Genomic DNA, 20,254 nt, shown 5'->3' with positions numbered 1-20,254 from the left:
TTGTTAATTCTCTAAAAATTGTTAAATCGTATTTGTCCAGCATCTTTAACCGCAGCTTACTGAAGAAAGCATATTCAGCGCTTGGGCGGGCAGTCCCTGTTCAGCCGGGATCACAGTGCCGTTGGTTACCGTCATTGCGCAGTTATGCAGGCCGATCATTATGCCGGATTTCTCCGACTTCGCCGGGTCGAAGGCGAATTTCCAACGCTGCATTGCCGGATCGCGGAATAGAGCGACGATACCGAATGCCTGCGCTTCACGCGAGACTTTTTCGGTGACGACGTAACGTTGACCGGGGATCAGCGTCACTTCGCGCACGCCCAGCAAATCGCCGCCCAGCGTGGTCTTTTCCTTGGCCGGATCGGTAAATGCATCGAATGGCGCCTGCTGGAATGAGGTGGGGTCTTTCAGCACGTAAAGCCGCACGACCAGCGCCAGTGGGCGGTTATCATTGGCGGCATTCAGATTCGGCGCGGCGTATAAGGTGAGGCCGACATTACGTGGCGGCTTTTGCGCATCCGGTACGTCGGGCTTGCCGAGGCCGCTCGCCTGCAAAACCGCGTTGGCAGCGGCTCCCAGCGCGGGCACGGCGGCCGCGCAGCCGCCCAGCAGCGCGCACGCCACGGCACTGGTAATCAATAGCGATGCATGGCGAACAAGACGCGAATTCATATACATCGACCGGCTCGGCGCCGTCCCCCGTCAAAACATCAATAACGAAATCAATCCGGCAATTTTTCAGCAACGCTATGCCGCGTAATGCCGCTTTATGCAAAGCGCATTGTTCCCCGGGACTCGCGCGTTAGCTGCCTGGTGTGCGGAAAATTTTTCCGCTCTTCGCAATGCGGCTATTGCAGCAGGAAACAATTTCTGCATGTTTCGTTTAAATCATCCCCATGCATTTTTTTTGTGCAATGCTTCTTCACACGAAAGTTGAATTATCGAAAATTGGCCTGTACTATACCCGCGCAGTTGAAGCAAAGCAAAACTCCGGTTTCTCCTTGAATTAAAAAAATCGCACGTCGGTGAAAAACGATGAATGACCGTCTGTTAGTAAAACTATCTGGGGTAGTGTTGGCATGCGGCGTGATTGCCGGTTGCGCGACACAGGGCAACAACGCAGCGACCACACCGGAGGCTTTTAATAAGCAACTCGCGGACGCGGATACCGTCGCCAAGGGTGGTGATCAGGATCGCGCCATCGCGCTTTACCAGCAATTGTCAAAATCCGATCCGACCCGTGAAGAACCGTGGTCGCGCATTGCGCAGATCCAGTTCACGCAGGGTCATTACGGCCAGGCCATTGTCGCCGCGCAAGAAGCGCTGCAGCGCGACCAGACAGACCGTCAGGCCAAGAGCGTGCTGGCTGTAGCCGGCCTGCGCGTGGCCACGCAATCGCTCGGCGAACTGCGTCAGGACGCGTCGCTCGCGGGCGATGCGAAGTCGGACGCGCAAGCGCTCGCCAAACAGTTGCGCGACACGCTCGGCGAAGCCACGTTGTTCCCGCCCGACCCGAACGACAAGCCCGCCGTGAAGAAGAAACGCATCGTGCGTCACGTCGTTAAGGGCAAGGCCACGGATACACCGGAGGTAACCGCCGGCGCAGCAGCGCCTGCTGCCACGGCGCCCGCGCCCGCTGCACCCGCCGCACCGGCGCCGGCAGCGCCCGCCAAAGCCGCGCAAAGCGGCGGCGCGTCCGATCCGTTCAGCGCACTGCGCTAATTGACACGCCTGACCTATCTGCATCCGGGAGCCGACGATGGCGAAGAAAGAAAGTATTCAGAAACGTTTGCAAAAAGTGCGGCCTCCGCGCGTTCAACTGACGTACGAAGTTGAGCGCGGCGATGCGATCGAGATAAAGGAACTGCCGTTCGTCGTCGGCGTGGTTGCCGATCTGGCGGGGCAGTCCGAAGTCGAGCAGCCGAAGCTGCGCGATCGCAAGTTCGTCAATATCGACCGCGATAATTTTGACGACGTGATGAAAGCGATCGAGCCGCGCGCCGCGTTCCAGGTGGAAAACCGCCTGAGCGAGGCCGGTGGCAAATTCGCCGTCGACCTGCGTTTCAAGTCGATGGCCGATTTCAATCCGGATGAGGTGGTCGAGCAGATCGAGCCGCTGCGCCGTCTGCTCGAAGCACGGTCGAAGCTGGCCGACCTGCGCAACAAGCTGGCCGGTAACGACAAACTCGAAGACCTGCTGAGCGAAGTGCTCAACAACACGCAGCAGTTGCAGGCGCTGGCAAAAGACCAGGGCAGCGCGACAGACCAGCACGCCGGCGCGCCGGATCACGACAAGCAGGGCGATTAAGTACGCACGGGGTGTGAGATGAACCAGCAAACGGCAGCAGCCCAACTCGCCAGCGCGCAGAGCGGCACGGAATCCACGCTGCTCGACGAAATCGTCGAGAAGAGCCGCGTGGCCAAGTCCGAGTCCGAGCACGCGCGGGCGAAAGACCTGATCGGTGAACTCGTGCACCAGGTGCTTGATGGCACGGTGGTGGTATCCGACAACCTGTCGGCCACGATCGACGCACGCGTCGCGGAACTCGACCGCCTGATCTCCGCGCAACTGAGCGCGGTGATGCATGCGGCGGAATTCCAGCGCATGGAAAGCACGTGGCGCGGCCTCGATTATCTGTGCAAGGAAAGCAATACCGGCTCGACGGTCAAGATCAAGGCGCTGCACGCGCCCAAGCGCGACCTCGTGCGCGACTTCAAGAACGCCATCGAATTCGATCAGAGTGCACTCTTCAAGAAGGTGTATGAAGAAGAGTTCGGCACGTTCGGTGGTGCACCGTTCGGCACGATCATTGGCGACTTCGAAGTGACGCGTCAGCCGGAAGACGTGTACTTCATCGAACAGATGGCGCACGTCGCGGCCGCGGCGCATGCACCGTTCATCGCATCGGCTTCGCCTGAACTGATGGGTCTCGAGACGTTTGCCGATCTCGGCAAGCCGCGCGATCTCGGCAAGGTGTTCGATACCGTCGAATACGCGAAATGGAAGTCGTTCCGCGACTCCGAAGATTCGCGCTATGTCGGCCTGACCTTGCCGCGCTTTCTTGGCCGCCTGCCTTTCAATCCGAAAGACGGTGCCACGGCTGAAGGCTTCAACTTTGTTGAAGACGTGGACGGCACCGATCACAGCAAATACCTGTGGTGTAACGCAGCGTGGGCATTTGCCGCGCGCCTGACGGCTGCATTCGACGACTTCGGCTGGTGCGCGGCGATTCGCGGCGTGGAAGGCGGCGGTCTGGTGGAAGACCTGCCCACCCACACGTTCAAGACCGACGACGGCGAAGTCGCGCTGAAATGCCCGACCGAAATCGCGATTACCGATCGCCGCGAAAAGGAACTGAGCGACCTCGGTTTCATTCCGCTCGTGCACTGCAAGAATTCGGATTACGCCGCGTTCTTCGCCGCGCAATCGGTGCAGAAGCCCAAGAAGTACAGCACGGATAGCGCGAATGCGAATGCCGTGCTGTCCGCGCAGCTGCAGTACATCTTCTCGGTGTCGCGCGTGGCGCACTACCTGAAGGCGATGATGCGCGACAAGATCGGCAGCTTCGCATCCGCGCAGAACGTCGAAGTATTCCTGAACCGTTGGATTTCGCAGTACGTGCTGCTGGACGACAACGCGACCCAGGAGCAGAAAGCGCAGTTCCCGCTGCGTGAGGCATCAATACAGGTCTCGGAGATTCCGGGTAAGCCGGGTGCGTATCGTTCGGTCGCTTTCCTGCGCCCGCACTTCCAGCTGGACGAACTTTCGATCTCTCTGCGTCTTGTCGCCGACCTGCCGAAACCGGCAAATTCATAAACGAAGTCAGAAAACCCGTGCCGGCCGCACGGGTTAGCTGTTAAAACCACCTTTTTGGGGAGTCGATGAGTTATGAAGGACATCTATTTAAAATTCGGCAATCCGGCGATCAAAGGCGAATCTGCCGATAAAGATCATGCTGGCTGGATCGAAATCGATTCGTGGAGCCACTCGATTACGCAACCGCGTTCGGCAACGGCTTCGACGGCGGGCGGTCACACGTCCGAGCGTTGCGAACACGCCGACATGCAGTTCACGAAAGACATCGACGTGGTCAGCCCGCTGATCTATCAACACGCATCGGGCGGCACGACGTTCGACGAAGTGACGATCGACTTCATGCGTTCGGACGGCGAAGGCAATCGCATCAAGTACCTGGAAGTGAAGCTCAAGTACGTGATCATCTCGAGCGCCACGCCGAGCGTGGTCGGCGAAGGCCTGCCGAGCGAACAGTTCTCGCTGAAGTACGCTGCCGTGCAGTGGAAGTACACGCAGCAGAAGATCGGCGGCAACCAGGGCGGCAACGCGCAAGGCGCGTGGAGCCTGACGAAGAACGACAAGACTTACGCGGTCTGATGCCGGGGCGCACGCGGCGCGCGCCTGAAAAGGCTGACGCTCGCCGCGCGCGCCTCGCGTCGAACCGGTTCTTCGGACGCTGATGAAACGCTTCGAACCTAGCTTTCTCGACAAGCTGTTCGACGACGAACCGCATCTGCCGGCTTCTCCGGCGATGCGGCAATTGTCGTTGGACGAGTTGAAGGCCACTGTGGCACGCGACGTCGAGGCGATCCTGAACACCCGGATCGCCCTGACCGAGCACGAACTCGCGGCGCTGCCGGAATGTCAGCGCTCGGTGCTCACGTACGGCCTGAACGATTTCGCGGGCCTGAGCCTTGCGAGCCACTACGACCGTACGTTTATCTGCAAATCGATTCAGCAGGCAATCGCACGGCATGAGCCGCGCCTGCAGCAAGTGGCGGTTACGCTCGAATTGAACGAACAATCCACCAACGCGCTGAACTTTGCGATTCAGGCGTTGCTGGTCGTGCACCCGGCGGAAGAACCGGTGAGTTTCGATGCGATGCTGCAGCCTTCCACGCTGCAATACTCGGTGACGCGCGCACGCGCGAAGCTTTAGTACCTGATTTTGGCGGCCGGGTTTAGTACCGGCGATTTAGTGCCTGCGTTTTAGTATCTTGAGTACCGCTTTGCCGCCGCTTACGCGCACCGGTGGCGATAGTTTGAGCGGAGAGGGTTCAGGTTCGGGGATAGATCGATGGAAGAATTGCTGCCGTATTACGAGCGCGAATTATCATTTTTGCGGCGCTATTCGCGCGATTTCGCCGAACGCTATCCGAAGATCGCGGCGCGTCTCGCGATGTCAGGCGAGCACTGCGAAGATCCGCATGTCGAGCGGATGATCGAATCGTTCGCGCTGTTGGGCGCGCGCATCAACAAGAAGCTCGACGACGATTACCCCGAATTCACCGAAGCGCTGCTGGAAGTGCTTTATCCGCACTATCTGCGGCCGTTCCCGTCCTGTTCGATCGCGCAGCTGGGCACCTCGGCTGCGCTCAGTCACCTAACCGAGCCGGTTCTGGTCGATCGCGGTACTGAACTCAAGTCGCGCCCGATTCGCGGCGTGCAATGCCGATTCCGAACCGCCTACGACGTGACACTGGCGCCCATCCGCATCTCGGAGGCGAAGTACACGTCGGTCGCCATGGCGCCGAGCGCGACCGTCCTGCCGGGCAACGCCACGGCGATCGTGTCGATCACGTTCGAATCGACGGCCGCGCAGCTCGATCTCTCCGCACTGAAAGTCGGTACCTTGCGCACGCATCTGCACGGCGAGCAATCGTTTATCGCGGCGCTGGCGGATTGCCTGTTCGTCAATGCATTGGCAACTTATGTCGAAGCCGACCGCCGCGGCGTGTGGAAGCAACTTCGTGAATCGCCGGTCGTACAAGCCGGTTTCGACGAAGACGACGCACTAATCGACTATCCGGCGAAATCGCATCCAGCGTACCGGTTGCTGACCGAATACTTCGCGTTCCCTGAAAAATTCAATTTCGCCGATTTCGATCTGGCGGCAATGACGCGCGCGAGCGGCCGCTGCCAGCGTCTGACGCTGCATGTCGTACTCAAGGAAGTGCGCAGCGATTCGCACGTCGCGCGTCTGCTGGATTCATTGTCCGCGCATCACTTCCGCTTGTTCTGCACGCCGGTCGTGAATCTGTTCGAACAGCACGGCGAGCCGATCCGCATCAGTCATCAGGCGATTTCGTATCCGGTGATCGCCGAGGCGCGCCGCGCGTTCGCGTACGAGGTCTATTCGATCGACTCGGTGAAACTCGTCCGGCAGCAAGCACATGAAGAATCGGTGATCGAGTTCCGGCCGTTCTATTCGCTGCATCACGGCGAAGCGGCGCGTGCGGGGCACTACTGGTTCGCACGGCGTAACGATTGGGTTGCGCAGAAAAGCCCGGGTTACGAGACCGAAATCTCGATTGTCGATATCGACTTCGAACCAGCCGCACCGCAAACCGATACGCTGAGTCTCGATCTGACCTGTACCAATCGCGACCTGCCAGCCGGTCTCGCGGTGGGGCTCGAAGGCGGCGATCTGTTTCTGGAAGGCGGCTCGCTGACCGGCAGCATCGCGATGCTGCGCAGGCCTACGCCCAGTGTGCGGTTCGAGCGCGGCCGCGCTTCGCACTGGCGGCTGATTTCGCATCTGGCGTTGAATCATGTGTCGCTCGCCAATAGCGGGCTGTCGGCGCTCAAGGAAATGCTGGTGCTTTACGATTTGCGGCGCACGGCGGTGTCGGCGCGGCATATCGACGGGCTGGTCGGCATCGAGCAGCGCGCAGCGGTGCAATGGCTGCCGGGCAAGCCGTTCGCGACCTTCGTGCGCGGCATCGAGATTCGTTTGACGATCGACGAAGAACATTTCGTCGGCACGAGTCTCGCGTCGTTCGTGCGGGTGATCGATACGTTTTTTGGGCTGTACGTGCATCTGAACAGCTTTGTGCAACTGGTTGTCGTGTCGAAGCGCACCGGCGAGGAGATTCTGCGATGCAAACCGCGAAGCGGCGAATCGATCCTGGCGTAGTCGAGCGGCTTCTCGACGAACCGCATCGCTTCGAATTCTTTCAGGCGGTGCGGATTCTCGAGAAGTGGTTCGCCCAACAAGCGCCATCGAGTAACGGACGGCCCGGCGAGATCGTCGCGCAGCGAATTGCCTTTCGCAATTCGCTGTCGATGTCGTTTCCCCCTAGCGAGATTCACAGCGCGCAGTCTTACGACGAGGCAGGCGCGGCGCTGAAAGAGAAGCCGCAACGCACCACGGCGCTCGAAGCAGGTTCGCTCCACAAGGTGGATATCACGCCGGCGTTTTTCGGTTTGCTCGGCGGGCAGGGCGCCTTGCCGCTGCACTACACCGAGCAGATCATCGCGCGTGAGCAGATCAAGCGCGACCGGGCCGCGCGTGAATTCTTCGACGTGTTTTCGAATCGCGCGACCGCACTGTTTTACGCGGCGTGGAAGAAGTACCGGCTGCCGTTTCACTACGAACTGGATCGCGACGAACGCTATCTGCCGCTATTGCTGGCGCTCGCAGGCGTCGCCGACGACGACACCCGCAACAGTCTGCAAAACGGCGACGGCGCGCTATTCGACGAAGCGATCGCCGGTTACGCATTGGCCGCACGGCACCGGCCGGTTTCCGCGGCTTATTTGCAACGCACCCTGTCCGAGTACTTCAAGGTCAAGGTGCGCGTCGAGCAGTTCGTCGGCAAATGGTACGACGTGCCGAGCGATCAATTGACCGTGCTCGGCGGCGTCAACGCGACGCTCGGCGCGACGGCGCTGGCGGGCGAGCGGGTCTGGCAGCGCGACATGCGCGCGCGGCTCGCGATCGGCCCGCTCGACAAAGCCGACTACGAAGCGTTTTTACCCGGCGCCGACCGGGCTGTAGCGCTCGAGCGCATGCTGACGCTGCTCGCCGGCGTGACGCTCGAATACGAGGTCTCGCTGGTGCTGCGCCGCGCGGAAGTGGGCCCAAGCATGTTGAGCGGGGGCGCGCGCCTCGGCTGGGACGCTTTTCTGTGCACTAGAGAGGCCGACCGTGACCGCGCGGATGCCCGCTACGAATTGCACGTGATTCACTGACCATAACGATAGAACCAGGACCCGGATCGCACGACATGAGCACGTCCCTCAATACCCTGATCGCCAAACTGAATCCGACCTGCCGGCAGGCGGCTTTGCTCGCGGCGAACAACTGTCTCGCGCGTGGTCACTACGAGGTCGACCTCGAGCATCTGTTGCTGGCACTGCTGGATGAACCGGCGAGCGATGTCACACTGGCGCTGCGTGCGAGCAGGGTCGACGCACATGCGTTGCGCGCGGATATCGAGCGCGAATTGCAGCGGTTGAAAACAGGCAATACGCGCACGCCGGTGTTTTCGAAGCATCTGATCGATTTGCTCGAACAGGCGTGGTTGATCGCGTCGCTCGATTCGCAGATCGGACGGATTCGTTCGGGGCACTTGCTGCTCGCATTGTTGACGGCGCCTGACCTCGCGCAGTTCGCCGAGCGTATGTCGCCGCTGCTGCGCGACGTGCGGGTGACGGATCTGAAGCACAAGTTCGACGACATGACCGCGGGGTCGCGTGAAGTCGAACGTAGTCACGCCGCAGAGAACTCGGCAGAAAGCGTGAGCGATGAAGTTGTTGCCGGCTCGGCACCCGGCGCGCCTTCCAAAACCCCCGCGCTCGATACCTACACCAGCAATCTCACACAGCGTGCGCGTGAAGGCAAGATCGATCCGGTGATCGGCCGCGAAGGCGAGATTCGCCAGACCATCGACATTCTGATGCGTCGCCGGCAGAACAATCCGATCATGACGGGTGAGGCGGGCGTCGGTAAAACGGCAGTGGTCGAAGGCCTCGCGCTGCGCATTGCGGCTGACGACGTGCCCGCGCCGCTGAAAGGCGTCGCGCTGCACGTGCTCGATATGGGGCTGTTGCAAGCCGGTGCGAGTGTGAAAGGCGAGTTCGAGAACCGCCTGAAGAATGTGATCGACGAGGTGAAGAAGAGCCCGCATCCGATCATTCTGTTTATCGACGAAGCGCATACGATCATCGGCGCCGGTGGCCAGGCCGGGCAGAACGATGCGGCGAATCTGCTGAAGCCGGCCCTGGCGCGCGGCGAATTGCGCACCATCGCGGCGACCACGTGGAGCGAATACAAAAAGTACTTCGAGAAAGATGCGGCGCTGGCGCGGCGTTTCCAGGTCGTGAAGATCGAAGAACCGAGCGAGACGCTCGCGGCGGCGATGTTGCGCGGCATGGCAGCGTTGATGGAAAAGCACTTCAACGTGCGCGTGCTGGACGATGCGATTACCGAAGCGGTGCGTCTGTCGCATCGTTACATCAGCGGCCGGCAACTGCCGGATAAGGCGATCAGCGTGCTCGACACCGCCTGCGCGAAAGTCGCGCTCGCGCATAGCTCGACGCCTGCCGCTATCGACGATACGAAGAAACGGCTCGAGCGCATCGACGCGGAAATCGCCACGCTGGAACGCGAAGTGGCGAGCGGCGCGCTGCACGACGAACGGCTCGCGGAACTGCGCAGCCTGCGTGAAGAAGACGTGAAGGACCTCGCGGAAGACGAAGCGCGCTACGACAAGGAGCGCGCGTTGGTGACGGAGATCATCGGCTTGCGTGCCGAGATCGACGCCGCGCGCGTGAGCAGCGCAGATGCTGCTCAGGCCGACAAGGCACAGCAGGCGCGCGAAACGCTGGCCACGCGTGTTGCGGAATTGCACGCCCTGCAGGGCGGTCAGCCGATGGTCCCTTTGCAGGTGGATGGCCATGTGGTCGCCGAAATCGTCGCTTCATGGACCGGCATTCCGCTCGGCCGCATGATCAAGGACGAAATCCAGACCGTGCTGAATTTGCAGCCGCTGCTGGCCGCTCGCGTGATCGGGCAAGACCACGCACTCGATGCGATCGCGCAACGCGTTCGCACCGCCAGCGCGAGTCTCGAAGATCCGAATAAACCGCGCGGTGTGTTCATGTTCGTCGGACCGTCGGGTGTGGGCAAAACCGAAACCGCGCTCGCGCTTGCGGACGTGCTCTACGGCGGCGAGCGCAAGATGGTCACGATCAACATGAGCGAGTACCAGGAAGCGCACAGCGTGTCCGGCCTGAAGGGCTCACCGCCGGGCTACGTCGGATATGGCGAGGGCGGTGTGCTGACCGAGGCCGTGCGTCGTAATCCATATTCGGTGGTGCTGCTCGACGAAGTGGAAAAGGCGCACCCGGACGTGCTGGAAATGTTCTTCCAGGTGTTCGACAAGGGCACGATGGACGACGCCGAAGGGCGCGAGATCGATTTCCGCAACACGCTGATCATTCTGACCTCGAACGTTGGCTCGCAAGCGGTGATGCAGGCCTGCCTGAACAAAAGCGCCGAAGAACTGCCGGATGCCGACGAACTTGCTGAGACGTTGCGCCCGCAACTGTATAAGGCTTTCAAGCCGGCGTTTCTCGGCCGCATGAAACTGGTGCCGTACTACCCGATCTCAGACGACGTGCTTGCCGAAATCATCGACTTGAAGCTGGAGCGGATTCGCCGTCGCATCGAGTCGAATCACAAGGCGGTGTTCGAGTGGGACGATTCGCTCGTCGACGCCGTGCTGGCGCGTTGCACCGAAGTGGACTCCGGCGCGCGCAACGTCGACCACATTCTGAACGGCACGCTATTGCCCGAAGTCGCGCAGCAGGTGCTCGAGCGCATGGCCAACGGCGCCGCCATCGAACGCATCGCGGTACGTGCGAGCGAAGCGGGCGAGTTCGAATACACGGTTGTGTGAACGGGCATGCCTCGCCTGCTTGCCAATCTGTTTTAATGCCGTACCCAATACTTATTGCTTTCTGTCATGTCGACTAATCTGAACACGCTGCTGGATCCGATCAGCGAAGCCTCGCCCTGTGGCGACGACCTGCTGTTTTCAGCGGATTTCGATGCAATCCAGCACGCGCGCCGTTTTGAGGACCCGTCGCTGGATCAGGGTGAATGGGTCACGGATATTAAAGAAGCCGACTGGCCGTTCGTGGTCGAACGCGCGAGCAATCTGCTGCAAACGCAAACGAAAGACCTGCGCCTCGCGGTCTGGCTCACCGAGGCGCTTGCCATCGAAGAGGGCGTGACCGGTCTCACGCAAGGTTATGCGCTGCTGACCGGGCTGTGCGAAAAGTACTGGGATCACGTGCATCCGCTGCCGGAGGGCGACGACACCGAGTACCGCCTCGGCAACGTCGCGTGGCTCGTTGGCCGCACCGGCGATCTGTTGCGGGCGATGCCGCTCACGTCCGCACAAGGCAGCTCGTTTAGCACGATCGATTGGGACGTGGCCACGCATGTCGCGCAAGCGGTCAAGCGCGATCCGGATCACGCTGACGATATCGCGCGCGGCAAGCCTTCCATCGAGCAGATCGAGGCGTCGAAACGCGCCACACCGCCGGCGTTCTATTCGACGCTGCTGGTCGATCTGAAAGCGTTCGAAGCGGCAATGCTCGCGCTCGAACAGGAACTGGACCGGCGTGCGGCCGATTCGGCGCCGAGCTTCCGTCAGGCGAAAGATGCGTATGAGAGCGTCTACCGGCTGGCGGAACGCTTCGCGCGTGAACTGGGCGTCAGCGCTGAAGCGCCGCCGCCGAAAGTGCCGAAGCCGGAAGAACAAGAACGCGCCGAGCCTACCTTCAAGACTTCACCGCAACGCGAGGAACCCGTGTTGACGACCATGCCGACCACGATCAGCCCGATTGCAGGAATCCAGAGCCGTGCGCAAGCCATCGCGCAGTTGCGAGCCGTGGCCAAATTCTTTCGCAGCACCGAGCCCCACAATCCGGCCGCTTACCTCGCCGACAAGGCGGCGGAATGCGCGGATATGCCTTTGCATCAGTGGCTTTCGTCGGTCGTGAAAGACGATGGGTCGCTCGCGCATATTCGCGAACTGCTGGGCGTGAAGCCTGAGGGAAATAGCTAGAACGTCCTTAAGCGCAAACAAAAAGCCTGGCATCGAACATCACCGGTGCCAGGCTTTTTTTAATCACGCGGCGGTCAAGCAAACGACAACTCAGGACCCCGCACGAAACTCGATGCGCCGGTTGCGCGCGCGCCCGTCGTTTGTATCGTTGGAGGCAATCGGCTGATCCGGGCCGACCCCTGTGGTCGTCATCTGTTCAGGCGGGATGCCCTTGGCGACCAGATAGCCCTTCACCGCGTCCGCCCGCGCCTGGCTCAGGGCGATATTCGAGGTGCGATTACCCGAGTTGTCGGTATGACCGATGATCGCCACCGTCTTCGTCTGCATCTTCGAGAGGACGGCGGCCATCTGATCGAGAATCGCTCGGCCTTGCGGCGTGAGCGTCGCGCTGCCCGTCTCGAACTCGATCGTGCGATTCGCCAAGGTCTGATCGAGCAGCCCCTGCTCCGATGCGCTCACACGCAGGCCGTTTCTGATCGTGTAGGTCGGATTCAGCGCATTCGCCATGTCGCTCGCGAGCTGCTGGCGCTGCGATTCGTTATGCACTTCGCCTTTCACGTCGATCTGCGTGCCGTCGATTTTCAACTGGCCTTTGCTGATCTGCTTCAACTGCGGGCCGATCAGCTTTTGCACGTTGGCGGACCAGTTCGGCGGCGTCGCGACATCGGCGACTTCGATCTGATCGACCACGTTGGCCGCGCCGTAAGTGTCGCGCAGACGGGCGAGCACCGCCGCCTTGGTCGCTTCATCCGGCACTTTTCCCCCTACCACGACCTGGCCTGGCATTGCGTTGGCGGGCCGCGGCGAGGCGCTGATCGCGCCGGTGCCGGCACCCGTGGTGCCGCTGGCCAGCCCGGCCGTATTGACCGCGGGCCCGGCATTGCCCGGCTGTGCCGACGCAGACGCGGGCAGAATGATCGTGTGAATCGCAATGCCGCTGTTGTCGACGGGTGTGACGCGTGCCGGGCCGTCGTTGTCGGCATGGGCGAGGGCGCTGATGAAAAGGCCTGCCAGCAGCGAGGCAATGCGCGTGTGTTTGCTCAACATCGTGTCACGCTCCCGTGAATGCTTCGCGGAACGTGTCGATGCTGACACGCAACGACAGTTGCGGTTGGTCGAGGTAGCTGACGAGCTTGCTGATGCCATGATCGTTTTGTGCGTGTTCGTCGATCCACTCGGGATCGTCGATATCGATGTTATGTGCCGCGTACGCTTGCGGATCGACCACGCTATGCAGCGTTTTGGCCGAGGCGCCGTTAAAGCCGATGATGAGCCGCTCGCGCTCGGCAATCGTGCCGATAAAAATCGCCAGTTCGAAATCGGCCTGAGAAACGAACGGCGCGATCAGTTCGAGCCAGAACGCGGCGACGAGCGAGCGATAGAACGGATCGTTCGGCAGCGGCAGGGTCAGCCCGCGTTCGAGATGCGACGAACCGCTTTGCATCACCGGACGCAGCAGCGAACCGAGCGCCAGCATCGCGCCGCGCAGGCGCACCGGATGACCGCTTGCCAGCAACATCTGTTCGAGGCCGGAGAGCGTCTGGTGCTCGACGAAATCGTTGAAGGTGCCGTCATGCGGATTGCCCGGGCCGCCGCCGATTTCGATCGGCACTTGCGTTTCGCCGAGTGCCTGTAGCGCGCCAGCCGGCTCGCCCACGCCGAGTAAGGGCTTCATCTGCGAGGCGATGCGCGACCACAGGCGTGCAAAGGCCAGCGGACTGTGCGCCAGAAACGTCAGCGGTTTTTCAACTTCCAGCGCGGTCGCGGCAAGAAACGGAAAGCGGCGCGACGATTGATCCTGGCTCGCCACCATATGCCCGGCGATCGCCAGCTTGCTGCGCGAACCGAGGAACGCGAAGTGCATCGGCTTGGCGTTTTCGTAGACGATCTTCCAGCGCGGATCCTCGGTGAGCAACTCCATGGCCTCGGCGATCCAGCGATCGAGCGTGGCCAGCAGCTGCGGGTTATGCGCGCTTTTGACGAAGTCGCCGCGCGACGGAATCTTGCCGAAATAGGCGATTTGCGCCTGCACGGTTTGCGTCATTGCGCACCCCCTGTGTTCGAAACCGCGGCGGCGGCCGTCGCGGGCCGTGCCGCCGGCGAGGCCGGTGCGACAGCAGGCGTGGTGCCCGCTGTTCCTGTTGGTGCCGTTGGTCCGCTAATAACCGCTCCACCCGCAGCCGTCGCATTGACCGAGTTCGCCGCAGCGCTCACATCCGCCACCGAGGAAGGCAGGCGCAACCCGCGCAGGCTTTGCTGTTGCGGCGCGTCGCTGCTGCCGCCCGAGGCCTGCGACGTGCTGATGATGCGCATGCTGACCGCCACCGTCACGTTGCCTTGCGTCCACGACAGGTCGAAGGTGCCGTCCGGACGGCGCTTGCGTTGCGCCGAGTTGATCAGCTTCTCCAGACCGTAGCGGCCCGGCTCGTTGACCAGCTGCAGCGTGCGGCCGTCGAAGGTCGTCGCATTCAGTGTTGCACCAGGCGAACCCGACGGATTCGGCCACACGAAGTTGGTCCACTGCGGTGGCGTATTGCGGTAACGCATTTGCTGGCCGTCGATTGCGAGCGTGTATTCCGTGGTGCCGCTGCTCGGCTGCGGCAGGATCTGGAACACGGTCTGCGGCTCAGCCGAGCTTTGGCCCGACGAGCTCGCGGCTCCCCCTGCGAGCGGTGCCACCCAGCGTGCGAAGCCGCTGGTGAAGTCGGGCGTCAGCGCGAGACCCATGTCGCCCCACGTGCGCGAGGTCAGCGTGTCGCCGCGGCGCACCGCGAGCGGCCCGAGCGTGGTGCCGACGAACTTGGCGATCGCGCCATCCGGCCCGAACACCTGGCCGATTTCACCGGCGCCGGCTTCGACCTTCGCGTCGCTTGCAAACGGATACTTGTTCGCGAGCGAGTTCTGGAAGGTCTGATAGACCTGTGCGTTCCACACCTTGTTGACTTCGACGCTGGCCGGCTGGATCACCACCGCATACGCCGCCATCAGCGGACGCACCAGCAGCGGGCGCAGTGCCTTGCGTTGCGAATCGGTGAGACCTGTCAGCATCTGTTCGTCGACGTACTTCAGCGAATCGGCCAATTCGGAGCCGTTGCCGTCGAGCGTCTGCTGCATCAGCTGACGCGCGCCCGGCCCCGGATCGCCCTGGTTCTTGATGACGTTGAAGCGCGTACGGACCTTCGAGAGCGTGTCCATGTAGCCCTTCAGCATGGAGCCGTTGTCGCCGGAGACGACGATGCGGCCCAGTGCCGAGAACTCCTGGCCGATCGGCCCCATCGGCACTTCAACCGGATTGCCGTTGATGTCGATATTGGCGTTAATCTGGCCGGTCGGCGCACGCGAGAACCAGTTCTTGAACCAGCTGGTCACGCCGGTTTGCGCGCGCTTCAGGTTCGCGTTGAAGAGCGACGGGTTATCCCACGAAGTCTGGTCGTACGCGGTTTCGAGCACCTTGCGGATCGGCGAATCCTGCGGATCGCCGAGACGGTTCATCGCATCCACGGCCTGACCGAAGCTGCCGAAGCTCTGCACGGCAATGCCTTGCATGAACTTCTGCCAGTGCATTGCGTACTCCGTTTTGTACATCGCTACGAGGGCTTTCTGGATCTGCTCGGGGCTGCCTTCCAGCGTCAGATCGTCATGCGCCGAGGTGTTGAGCACCCAGTCTTTGGCCTGCAATTCCTTCGTGGCGGCATCGCGAATTGCCGGTTGCACGTACTGGAACCACGCTTCACGCGTGAAGGTGCCGGGAATCGCATAGCTGCCGGCCACCAGCGCCGTATTGTTTTCGCCGACGATCCGCGCGATCGTCATCGGCGCGAAACGGGTCGACGCACGCGCCTTGATTTCCTCGTAGACGCGCTGACGGGCCGGCATGCCGCGCACCACGCGGCGCAGGTTTTCACGGGTCTGGTCGACGAGGCCGAGGTTCTGGTCGATCATCGGCCAGTCGTTGTCGGACACACGCGACAGATAGAACGTGATCATGCGCTCGGCGCTGCGGATCATCTCGTCGCGGGGCATGTTGCCGCGATTCGTTTCAAGCCAGCCGCGCCAGAAGCGCGCGACCTGATCGGTCAGGTGAGCGGTTTCCACGTGACGCTTGTCGCTGAGCATCAGGTAGGTCTTGAGCGCGTTGTACGCGTCTTCCACGTTGGTCGGCGACGCGTCGCTATACAGGCCACCCTGGCCGTTTGTCGCCATCGCGTTGTGCGCCGATACGGGAATCGGCGCGGCAGCGTCCGGATTGCGGTTCAGCGGCGCGAGCTGATCGGGATGTGCGTTGACGTCCTTCAGGAACGACGCGAGATTCTGCGAGACCGGGTCGAGCAGGATCTGGCGCACGCCGTTGTAATACTCGGTGAGCAGGTGCTGCTCGAGGCGGTCGCCTTGATACAGCCCGAGCGACACCGCCAGCGGCTTGTCGCGGCGGAATTGTTCAAGCTGGTCGATGCGGTCTTCCAGAATGTCCATGGCCTGCAAGCGCGATTGCAGGTCGTTGCGGTTCTGCTGCAGGCGCACCACGTTGTCGAGGTCGGCTTTGACATTGTCGGCGAGCTGCTGATTGCCGATCGTCGACCACGTCCAGCCGCCGAGCGCCAGCGCGAGCACCGCGACAAAGCCGAAGAATGTGGCATACCGCATGCGCGTTTTGGCGGGGCTCGCGAACTGCTTGACGGTCTGCCGGTCGGCGAAGATCACCTTGGAGAACAGGTCGCGCAGGAAGAAGCCGTTCTTCGAGAACGCGCTATGCGGCTTGGGCAGGCTGTCCGCGGAGAGGCCGAAACGGTTGGCGATGCGCGTGGCGGCGGCGCTGTTGGTTTCGCCTTCCTGCAATGCGCTCGTGAAGTAGAAGCCGCGGAAAATCGGCTTGTGCTGGAACGGGTTGGTTTCGAACAACGTGGCGAGAAACGCGCGCAAGGCGGGCTTGATCGTCGAGAATTCGAGCGGGAAGCTCAACTGACCCGGCGAGAGCTTGTTGCCGCGGCTGATCGACATCTGCGCAACGCTGATTTCTTTCAGGCCGTCGTAGAGCTCTTCAAAGTGTTCGTCAAAGAGGCCCACCACGTCGCGCTTTTCGTCGGGTTCGTAGGGCAGGGTGGCGCCCCACACGCGGTCGTACTCGTGACGCTCGCTGCCGCTGAAGAATTCGGTGAAGCCTGTGATCAGGTCGGCCTTGGTGAACATCACATACACCGGCGCGAACACTTCGAGCTTCTCGGTCAACTCCTGCACGCGCTGGCGCAGATTCTTCGCGAGATTGATCGCGAACTCGGGCTTGCTGCTGGTCAACTCGGCAATGCTCGCCGTGACGATGATGCCGTTGATCGGCGCCTTCGGCCGGAAGCGCTTGAGCAGGCCAAGGAAGCCGAGCCACTCGGTGCGGTCTTCTTCGTGCACGGAATAGCGGCCGGCGGTGTCGAGCAGAATGCCTTCCGTGGTGAAGAACCAGTCGCAATTCCGTGTACCGCCGATACCGTGAATTACCGCGTTGTTCTTCTCGGCGAAAGGAAATTGCAGGCCGGAATTCAGCACGGCGCTGCTCTTGCCCGCAGCCGGGTTGCCGATCACGATGTACCAGGGCAACTCATACAGCGCCGAGCCGCCGGACATCTGACCGATCTTCGAGGTCTTGATCGTTTTCACCGCGTCTACGAGGCGCGTACGCAAGACGTCGAGTTCGGCCTGGCGCGCGGGCGTGGGCGCGGGGCCGGTTTCGGTCTGCTTTTCGGCTTGTTGCTCGAGCATTTCGCCGAGCTTGTCGTTCGCGCGCCGCGCGCGCAGGCGGCGCACCACCCAGAGCAGCAGCCATAGTGCGATCACCGCGCCGAGCACGATGGCAGGCCACATCATGTCGATCTGCAAGGTATCGGCGCCGATGAATAAAACAGCAGCGAGCGCGAGCAAGCCGATGATCGAGAGCGTGCGTGTATGGGTCAACACGTTAAGAATGCGTCGCATAAGCCGTTCAGGTCTTGGTGATGTGTGTTGTGGCGCGTGTGTGGCAAACAGCAAGACGCGAGCGCGGGCAAAATCTGCCGGCGCCGCGTTTGAAACAAAATGAAAGCATATTCAGGCGAAGGTGAATGCGGGCGAATTGTTAAATCCGCCATAGGATGTCCCGCCAATGGCGACTGGACGAATGCCGTTATGCACGCGGCATTGCCGCCTTTTGCCAGAAATATTGATTGAACGCCCCATTGCAACCTCTTTATTGCCCGCCTTGCCTTAATGACCGCGCCCCAGGACGAAACCGGGCTTGTGATATTCAACGTGCCCGAGATCCATCAATTTCCAGCGGCCACCCCACGTCAGGCCGACCTGTTCGGCCGTCTGTCCGTATAACTGATAACCTCGCATGGCCCAGGGATCTTTTTCTGAAATGACGAGCTTGCCGTCGCGCAAAAACGCGTTGTCCGCGGCAAGACCGTATTGGTGATAGCTCTGAAACGCTGCGGCATTCGTGACGTTGCCCCCCATTTGCGCCAGGCGGTTTTGCCGCTCCGGACTGCGATAACCTTCCAGCAATGCCATTTCATAACCGTATTGCTCGTGCATGATTTTGTACACGAGCAATAAACGCGTTCTGAAATCGGCGTCGAGCAGATTCCAGTCACGGCTCGCGTCTTTCAGCGCGGGCCGGATCTGCTCCACTTCCCGCGTTGCAAATACCTCGGGCGGCAACGGCGGCGGGGGCACGAGCTGTTCGCCATTCAATAACGCGGCAATTTTTTCGTCCGGTACTCTTGCAGTGTCATCGAATTGGAATAATTGCCTGCCGCGTAAAGCCAATGCCACCAATGGCGGCGTCGCAAGAATACCTGTGGTGGTAAAAATCAGCAAGCGCCGCTTTGCCAGTAACTTTTGCATATCGACTGCAGTCGATTGCGAAATTTTTGCCGAACGTGCTAATTGACCACGAGCACGTGCTGCACCTTGCGATGCCCCACGCATAACGCGGCCGTGAATGGCGAGTGCGGCGCCTAATAAAGAGGCGCGTACCGCCGGCAATAGGAGCATTGCGGCGATCACAACGGCAATGGCGAAATAGGCGAGAAGTACTACGGCAATCAAAGTCGACCCCGGAAATTGGAAACAATTGTATTTTGTAATGCTTGCTCTTAGAATCAGGCCTGCTCGGAGAGGAGCCGGAACGGTATTATCACGGCGAAATAATCCAGGATTCAATGAGACAGTGAATGAGTGCGCCGGAAAGTTCGAATTCCAAAGCCCCACCTAGCCTGTTATCCGATAAGGCTAAGGGCGCCGATGGCAATGGTTCGCGAATTCTTGCGAACCTGGAAGGCCGCGTCGAGCCGCCTACCGATAAACCACGCCGGTCCAAAACGCCGCTTGTGCTGGTCGCCTTGCTGGTGATCGCAGCCGGCGGTTGGGGGGCGTGGCATATGCAGCAGCGTGCGCAGACCGAGTCGCTCGCATCGGCTACGCCGACCAGTGCCGGGAAAGTCGCCGTGCCGGCGTCTGCCGCAAGCGGTGCGCCGCAGGTAACCGCGAAAGTGGGTGCGCCGGCCGCGGCTTCGTCGCAAGCGGCCACGATCGTGGCTGACGACAGCGATAGCAAGACGCCCGCGGCATCCGCGAGTGCGCCTGCAAGCGGCGATGAAAGCCGTTTATCGCGCGCGCTTGCGGATGGTGCTGAGCCGAGCAACGCGTCCACACCGGTTGCGTCCGCAACGGCTGCGTCCGCAACGGCTGCGTCGGCGGTCACAGTGCCGGCGGCGAAGCACGGTAAGAGCGCAACGGCTCTCGCCAGCAATGCGAAACACGATACGGCGACGGCGGCGCACGGCAAGAAGGAGACCGCGACCGCGAGCAATCATCACGCAAGCGCACCGACTGCGGTCGCTCAAACGAAGAAGCCGCGCACGGCCGGTAATGCTTCGAAAGATGATTCGGATGCCGATCTATTGGCTGCGCTCGTGGCAAGGACCAAACCGGCCGACACGAAAGCGGCCGACGGCAGCACGGCCACCAAGATCAGTGCATCCGCGGCCCCTGGAAACGCCAAGCTGGCTGAACGCGTGAAAGAGTGCGGACAACGCGGCTTCTTTGAAGACCAGTTATGCCGCTGGCGCGTGTGCGACGGACATTGGGGTAAAGATCCGGCTTGTCCGGGGGCGGCGCCTCAGGCGCGCCAGCCGTAAGTTCAGGCACTGTGCCGCGCGTCTTCGTGACTCGCGGCAACCAGGCTCGTATTCCGCGCGGTGTCTGACCATCGCTGACCTGCGTCTTATCTTCCACAAACACGTCGATCCCGCGTTGGTTCGCGTCAAGCAACCGCGGGCCGCTCGTCGCCGTTGCAAAGCTGAATCGCAACCGGTTGCGCACTGGTAGATCGGCGGGGGCTGTGACGTAC

The 20,254-nt window shown here is 61.4% G+C and carries 15 protein-coding genes; 10 read left to right on the top strand and 5 right to left on the bottom strand.

The features are described 5' to 3' along the window. Positions 1 to 45: 45 nt before the first annotated feature. Positions 46 to 672, bottom strand: coding sequence for a type VI secretion system lipoprotein TssJ (gene tssJ, locus B0G76_RS27895; RefSeq protein ID WP_120296876.1), 627 nt, complete (start codon positions 670 to 672; stop codon positions 46 to 48). 363 nt (positions 673 to 1,035) lie between these two features. Between tssJ and B0G76_RS27890 the strand changes: the two genes are divergently transcribed. The 9 genes from B0G76_RS27890 (at position 1,036) to tssA (ending at position 11,877) form a co-directional block, all read left to right on the top strand. Next, positions 1,036 to 1,722, top strand: coding sequence for a tetratricopeptide repeat protein (locus B0G76_RS27890; protein ID WP_120295345.1), 687 nt, complete (start codon positions 1,036 to 1,038; stop codon positions 1,720 to 1,722). Between the two features lie 37 nt (positions 1,723 to 1,759). Beyond that, complete coding sequence (gene tssB, locus B0G76_RS27885; protein ID WP_120295344.1) at positions 1,760 to 2,308, top strand: type VI secretion system contractile sheath small subunit; 549 nt, start codon at positions 1,760 to 1,762, stop codon at positions 2,306 to 2,308. A gap of 18 nt (positions 2,309 to 2,326) precedes the next feature. Continuing rightward, complete coding sequence (gene tssC / locus B0G76_RS27880) at positions 2,327 to 3,817, top strand: type VI secretion system contractile sheath large subunit (protein ID WP_120295343.1); 1,491 nt, start codon at positions 2,327 to 2,329, stop codon at positions 3,815 to 3,817. A gap of 72 nt (positions 3,818 to 3,889) precedes the next feature. Further along, on the top strand, positions 3,890 to 4,393 hold the full coding sequence (locus tag B0G76_RS27875; protein ID WP_074287739.1) for a type VI secretion system tube protein Hcp: 504 nt from the start codon (positions 3,890 to 3,892) through the stop codon (positions 4,391 to 4,393). An 82-nt stretch (positions 4,394 to 4,475) separates the two neighbouring features. Next, a complete protein-coding gene (gene tssE, locus B0G76_RS27870; protein WP_054036473.1) occupies positions 4,476 to 4,955 on the top strand; it encodes a type VI secretion system baseplate subunit TssE in 480 nt (159 codons plus the stop codon). Between the two features lie 138 nt (positions 4,956 to 5,093). Then, positions 5,094 to 6,932, top strand: a complete 1,839-nt coding sequence (gene tssF / locus B0G76_RS27865; protein WP_120295342.1) for a type VI secretion system baseplate subunit TssF — start codon at positions 5,094 to 5,096, stop codon at positions 6,930 to 6,932. Beyond that, positions 6,896 to 7,990, top strand: a complete 1,095-nt coding sequence (tssG, locus tag B0G76_RS27860; protein WP_120295341.1) for a type VI secretion system baseplate subunit TssG — start codon at positions 6,896 to 6,898, stop codon at positions 7,988 to 7,990. Before tssF ends, tssG begins: the two co-directional genes overlap by 37 nt. A 35-nt stretch (positions 7,991 to 8,025) precedes the next feature. Further along, positions 8,026 to 10,701: a type VI secretion system ATPase TssH gene (gene tssH, locus B0G76_RS27855; RefSeq protein WP_120295340.1), complete on the top strand. Its 2,676-nt coding sequence runs from the start codon at positions 8,026 to 8,028 to the stop codon at positions 10,699 to 10,701. A 66-nt stretch (positions 10,702 to 10,767) separates the two neighbouring features. Then, positions 10,768 to 11,877 carry a type VI secretion system protein TssA gene (gene tssA / locus B0G76_RS27850; protein ID WP_120295339.1) on the top strand — a complete coding sequence of 370 codons (1,110 nt, stop codon included), beginning with the start codon at positions 10,768 to 10,770 and terminating at the stop codon, positions 11,875 to 11,877. Positions 11,878 to 11,967: 90 nt separating this feature from the next. On the opposite strand, the gene B0G76_RS27845 is transcribed toward tssA, so the two are convergent. From B0G76_RS27845 to B0G76_RS27830, 4 genes are all read right to left on the bottom strand, one after another. Continuing rightward, positions 11,968 to 12,924 (bottom strand): OmpA family protein, encoded by a 957-nt coding sequence (locus B0G76_RS27845; protein WP_120295338.1) that lies wholly within the window; start codon positions 12,922 to 12,924, stop codon positions 11,968 to 11,970. Between the two features lie 4 nt (positions 12,925 to 12,928). Continuing rightward, complete coding sequence (tagF, locus tag B0G76_RS27840) at positions 12,929 to 13,921, bottom strand: type VI secretion system-associated protein TagF (protein ID WP_120295337.1); 993 nt, start codon at positions 13,919 to 13,921, stop codon at positions 12,929 to 12,931. Next, positions 13,918 to 17,838 (bottom strand): type VI secretion system membrane subunit TssM, encoded by a 3,921-nt coding sequence (gene tssM, locus B0G76_RS27835; protein ID WP_120295336.1) that lies wholly within the window; start codon positions 17,836 to 17,838, stop codon positions 13,918 to 13,920. Before tssM ends, tagF begins: the two co-directional genes overlap by 4 nt. Positions 17,839 to 18,105: 267 nt before the next feature. Further along, positions 18,106 to 18,951, bottom strand: coding sequence for a M15 family metallopeptidase (locus B0G76_RS27830; protein WP_183082160.1), 846 nt, complete (start codon positions 18,949 to 18,951; stop codon positions 18,106 to 18,108). Positions 18,952 to 19,076: 125 nt separating this feature from the next. Between B0G76_RS27830 and B0G76_RS27825 the strand changes: the two genes are divergently transcribed. Next, positions 19,077 to 20,042 carry a hypothetical protein gene (locus B0G76_RS27825; protein WP_120295334.1) on the top strand — a complete coding sequence of 322 codons (966 nt, stop codon included), beginning with the start codon at positions 19,077 to 19,079 and terminating at the stop codon, positions 20,040 to 20,042. Positions 20,043 to 20,254: the final 212 nt, after the last annotated feature.

The organism is Paraburkholderia sp. BL23I1N1 (assembly GCF_003610295.1).
GTDB lineage: Bacteria > Pseudomonadota > Gammaproteobacteria > Burkholderiales > Burkholderiaceae > Paraburkholderia.
The sequence above is the reverse complement of the archived record's forward strand: the minus strand, read 5'-3'. Positions and strand labels throughout refer to the sequence as shown.

What these genes read in the sequence shown, in the direction of transcription:
- tssH (WP_120295340.1), top strand. Translation starts at nt 8,026, where the DNA reads ATGAGCACGTCCCTCAATACCCTGATCGCCAAACTGAATCCGACCTGC.
- tagF (WP_120295337.1), bottom strand. Translation starts at nt 13,921, where the DNA reads ATGACGCAAACCGTGCAGGCGCAAATCGCCTATTTCGGCAAGATTCCG.
- B0G76_RS27890 (WP_120295345.1), top strand. Translation starts at nt 1,036, where the DNA reads ATGAATGACCGTCTGTTAGTAAAACTATCTGGGGTAGTGTTGGCATGC.
- tssE (WP_054036473.1), top strand. Translation starts at nt 4,476, where the DNA reads ATGAAACGCTTCGAACCTAGCTTTCTCGACAAGCTGTTCGACGACGAA.
- tssG (WP_120295341.1), top strand. Translation starts at nt 6,896, where the DNA reads ATGCAAACCGCGAAGCGGCGAATCGATCCTGGCGTAGTCGAGCGGCTT.
- tssF (WP_120295342.1), top strand. Translation starts at nt 5,094, where the DNA reads ATGGAAGAATTGCTGCCGTATTACGAGCGCGAATTATCATTTTTGCGG.
- tssA (WP_120295339.1), top strand. Translation starts at nt 10,768, where the DNA reads ATGTCGACTAATCTGAACACGCTGCTGGATCCGATCAGCGAAGCCTCG.
- tssB (WP_120295344.1), top strand. Translation starts at nt 1,760, where the DNA reads ATGGCGAAGAAAGAAAGTATTCAGAAACGTTTGCAAAAAGTGCGGCCT.
- tssM (WP_120295336.1), bottom strand. Translation starts at nt 17,838, where the DNA reads ATGCGACGCATTCTTAACGTGTTGACCCATACACGCACGCTCTCGATC.
- B0G76_RS27845 (WP_120295338.1), bottom strand. Translation starts at nt 12,924, where the DNA reads ATGTTGAGCAAACACACGCGCATTGCCTCGCTGCTGGCAGGCCTTTTC.
- tssC (WP_120295343.1), top strand. Translation starts at nt 2,327, where the DNA reads ATGAACCAGCAAACGGCAGCAGCCCAACTCGCCAGCGCGCAGAGCGGC.
- tssJ (WP_120296876.1), bottom strand. Translation starts at nt 672, where the DNA reads ATGAATTCGCGTCTTGTTCGCCATGCATCGCTATTGATTACCAGTGCC.
- B0G76_RS27825 (WP_120295334.1), top strand. Translation starts at nt 19,077, where the DNA reads ATGAGTGCGCCGGAAAGTTCGAATTCCAAAGCCCCACCTAGCCTGTTA.
- B0G76_RS27875 (WP_074287739.1), top strand. Translation starts at nt 3,890, where the DNA reads ATGAAGGACATCTATTTAAAATTCGGCAATCCGGCGATCAAAGGCGAA.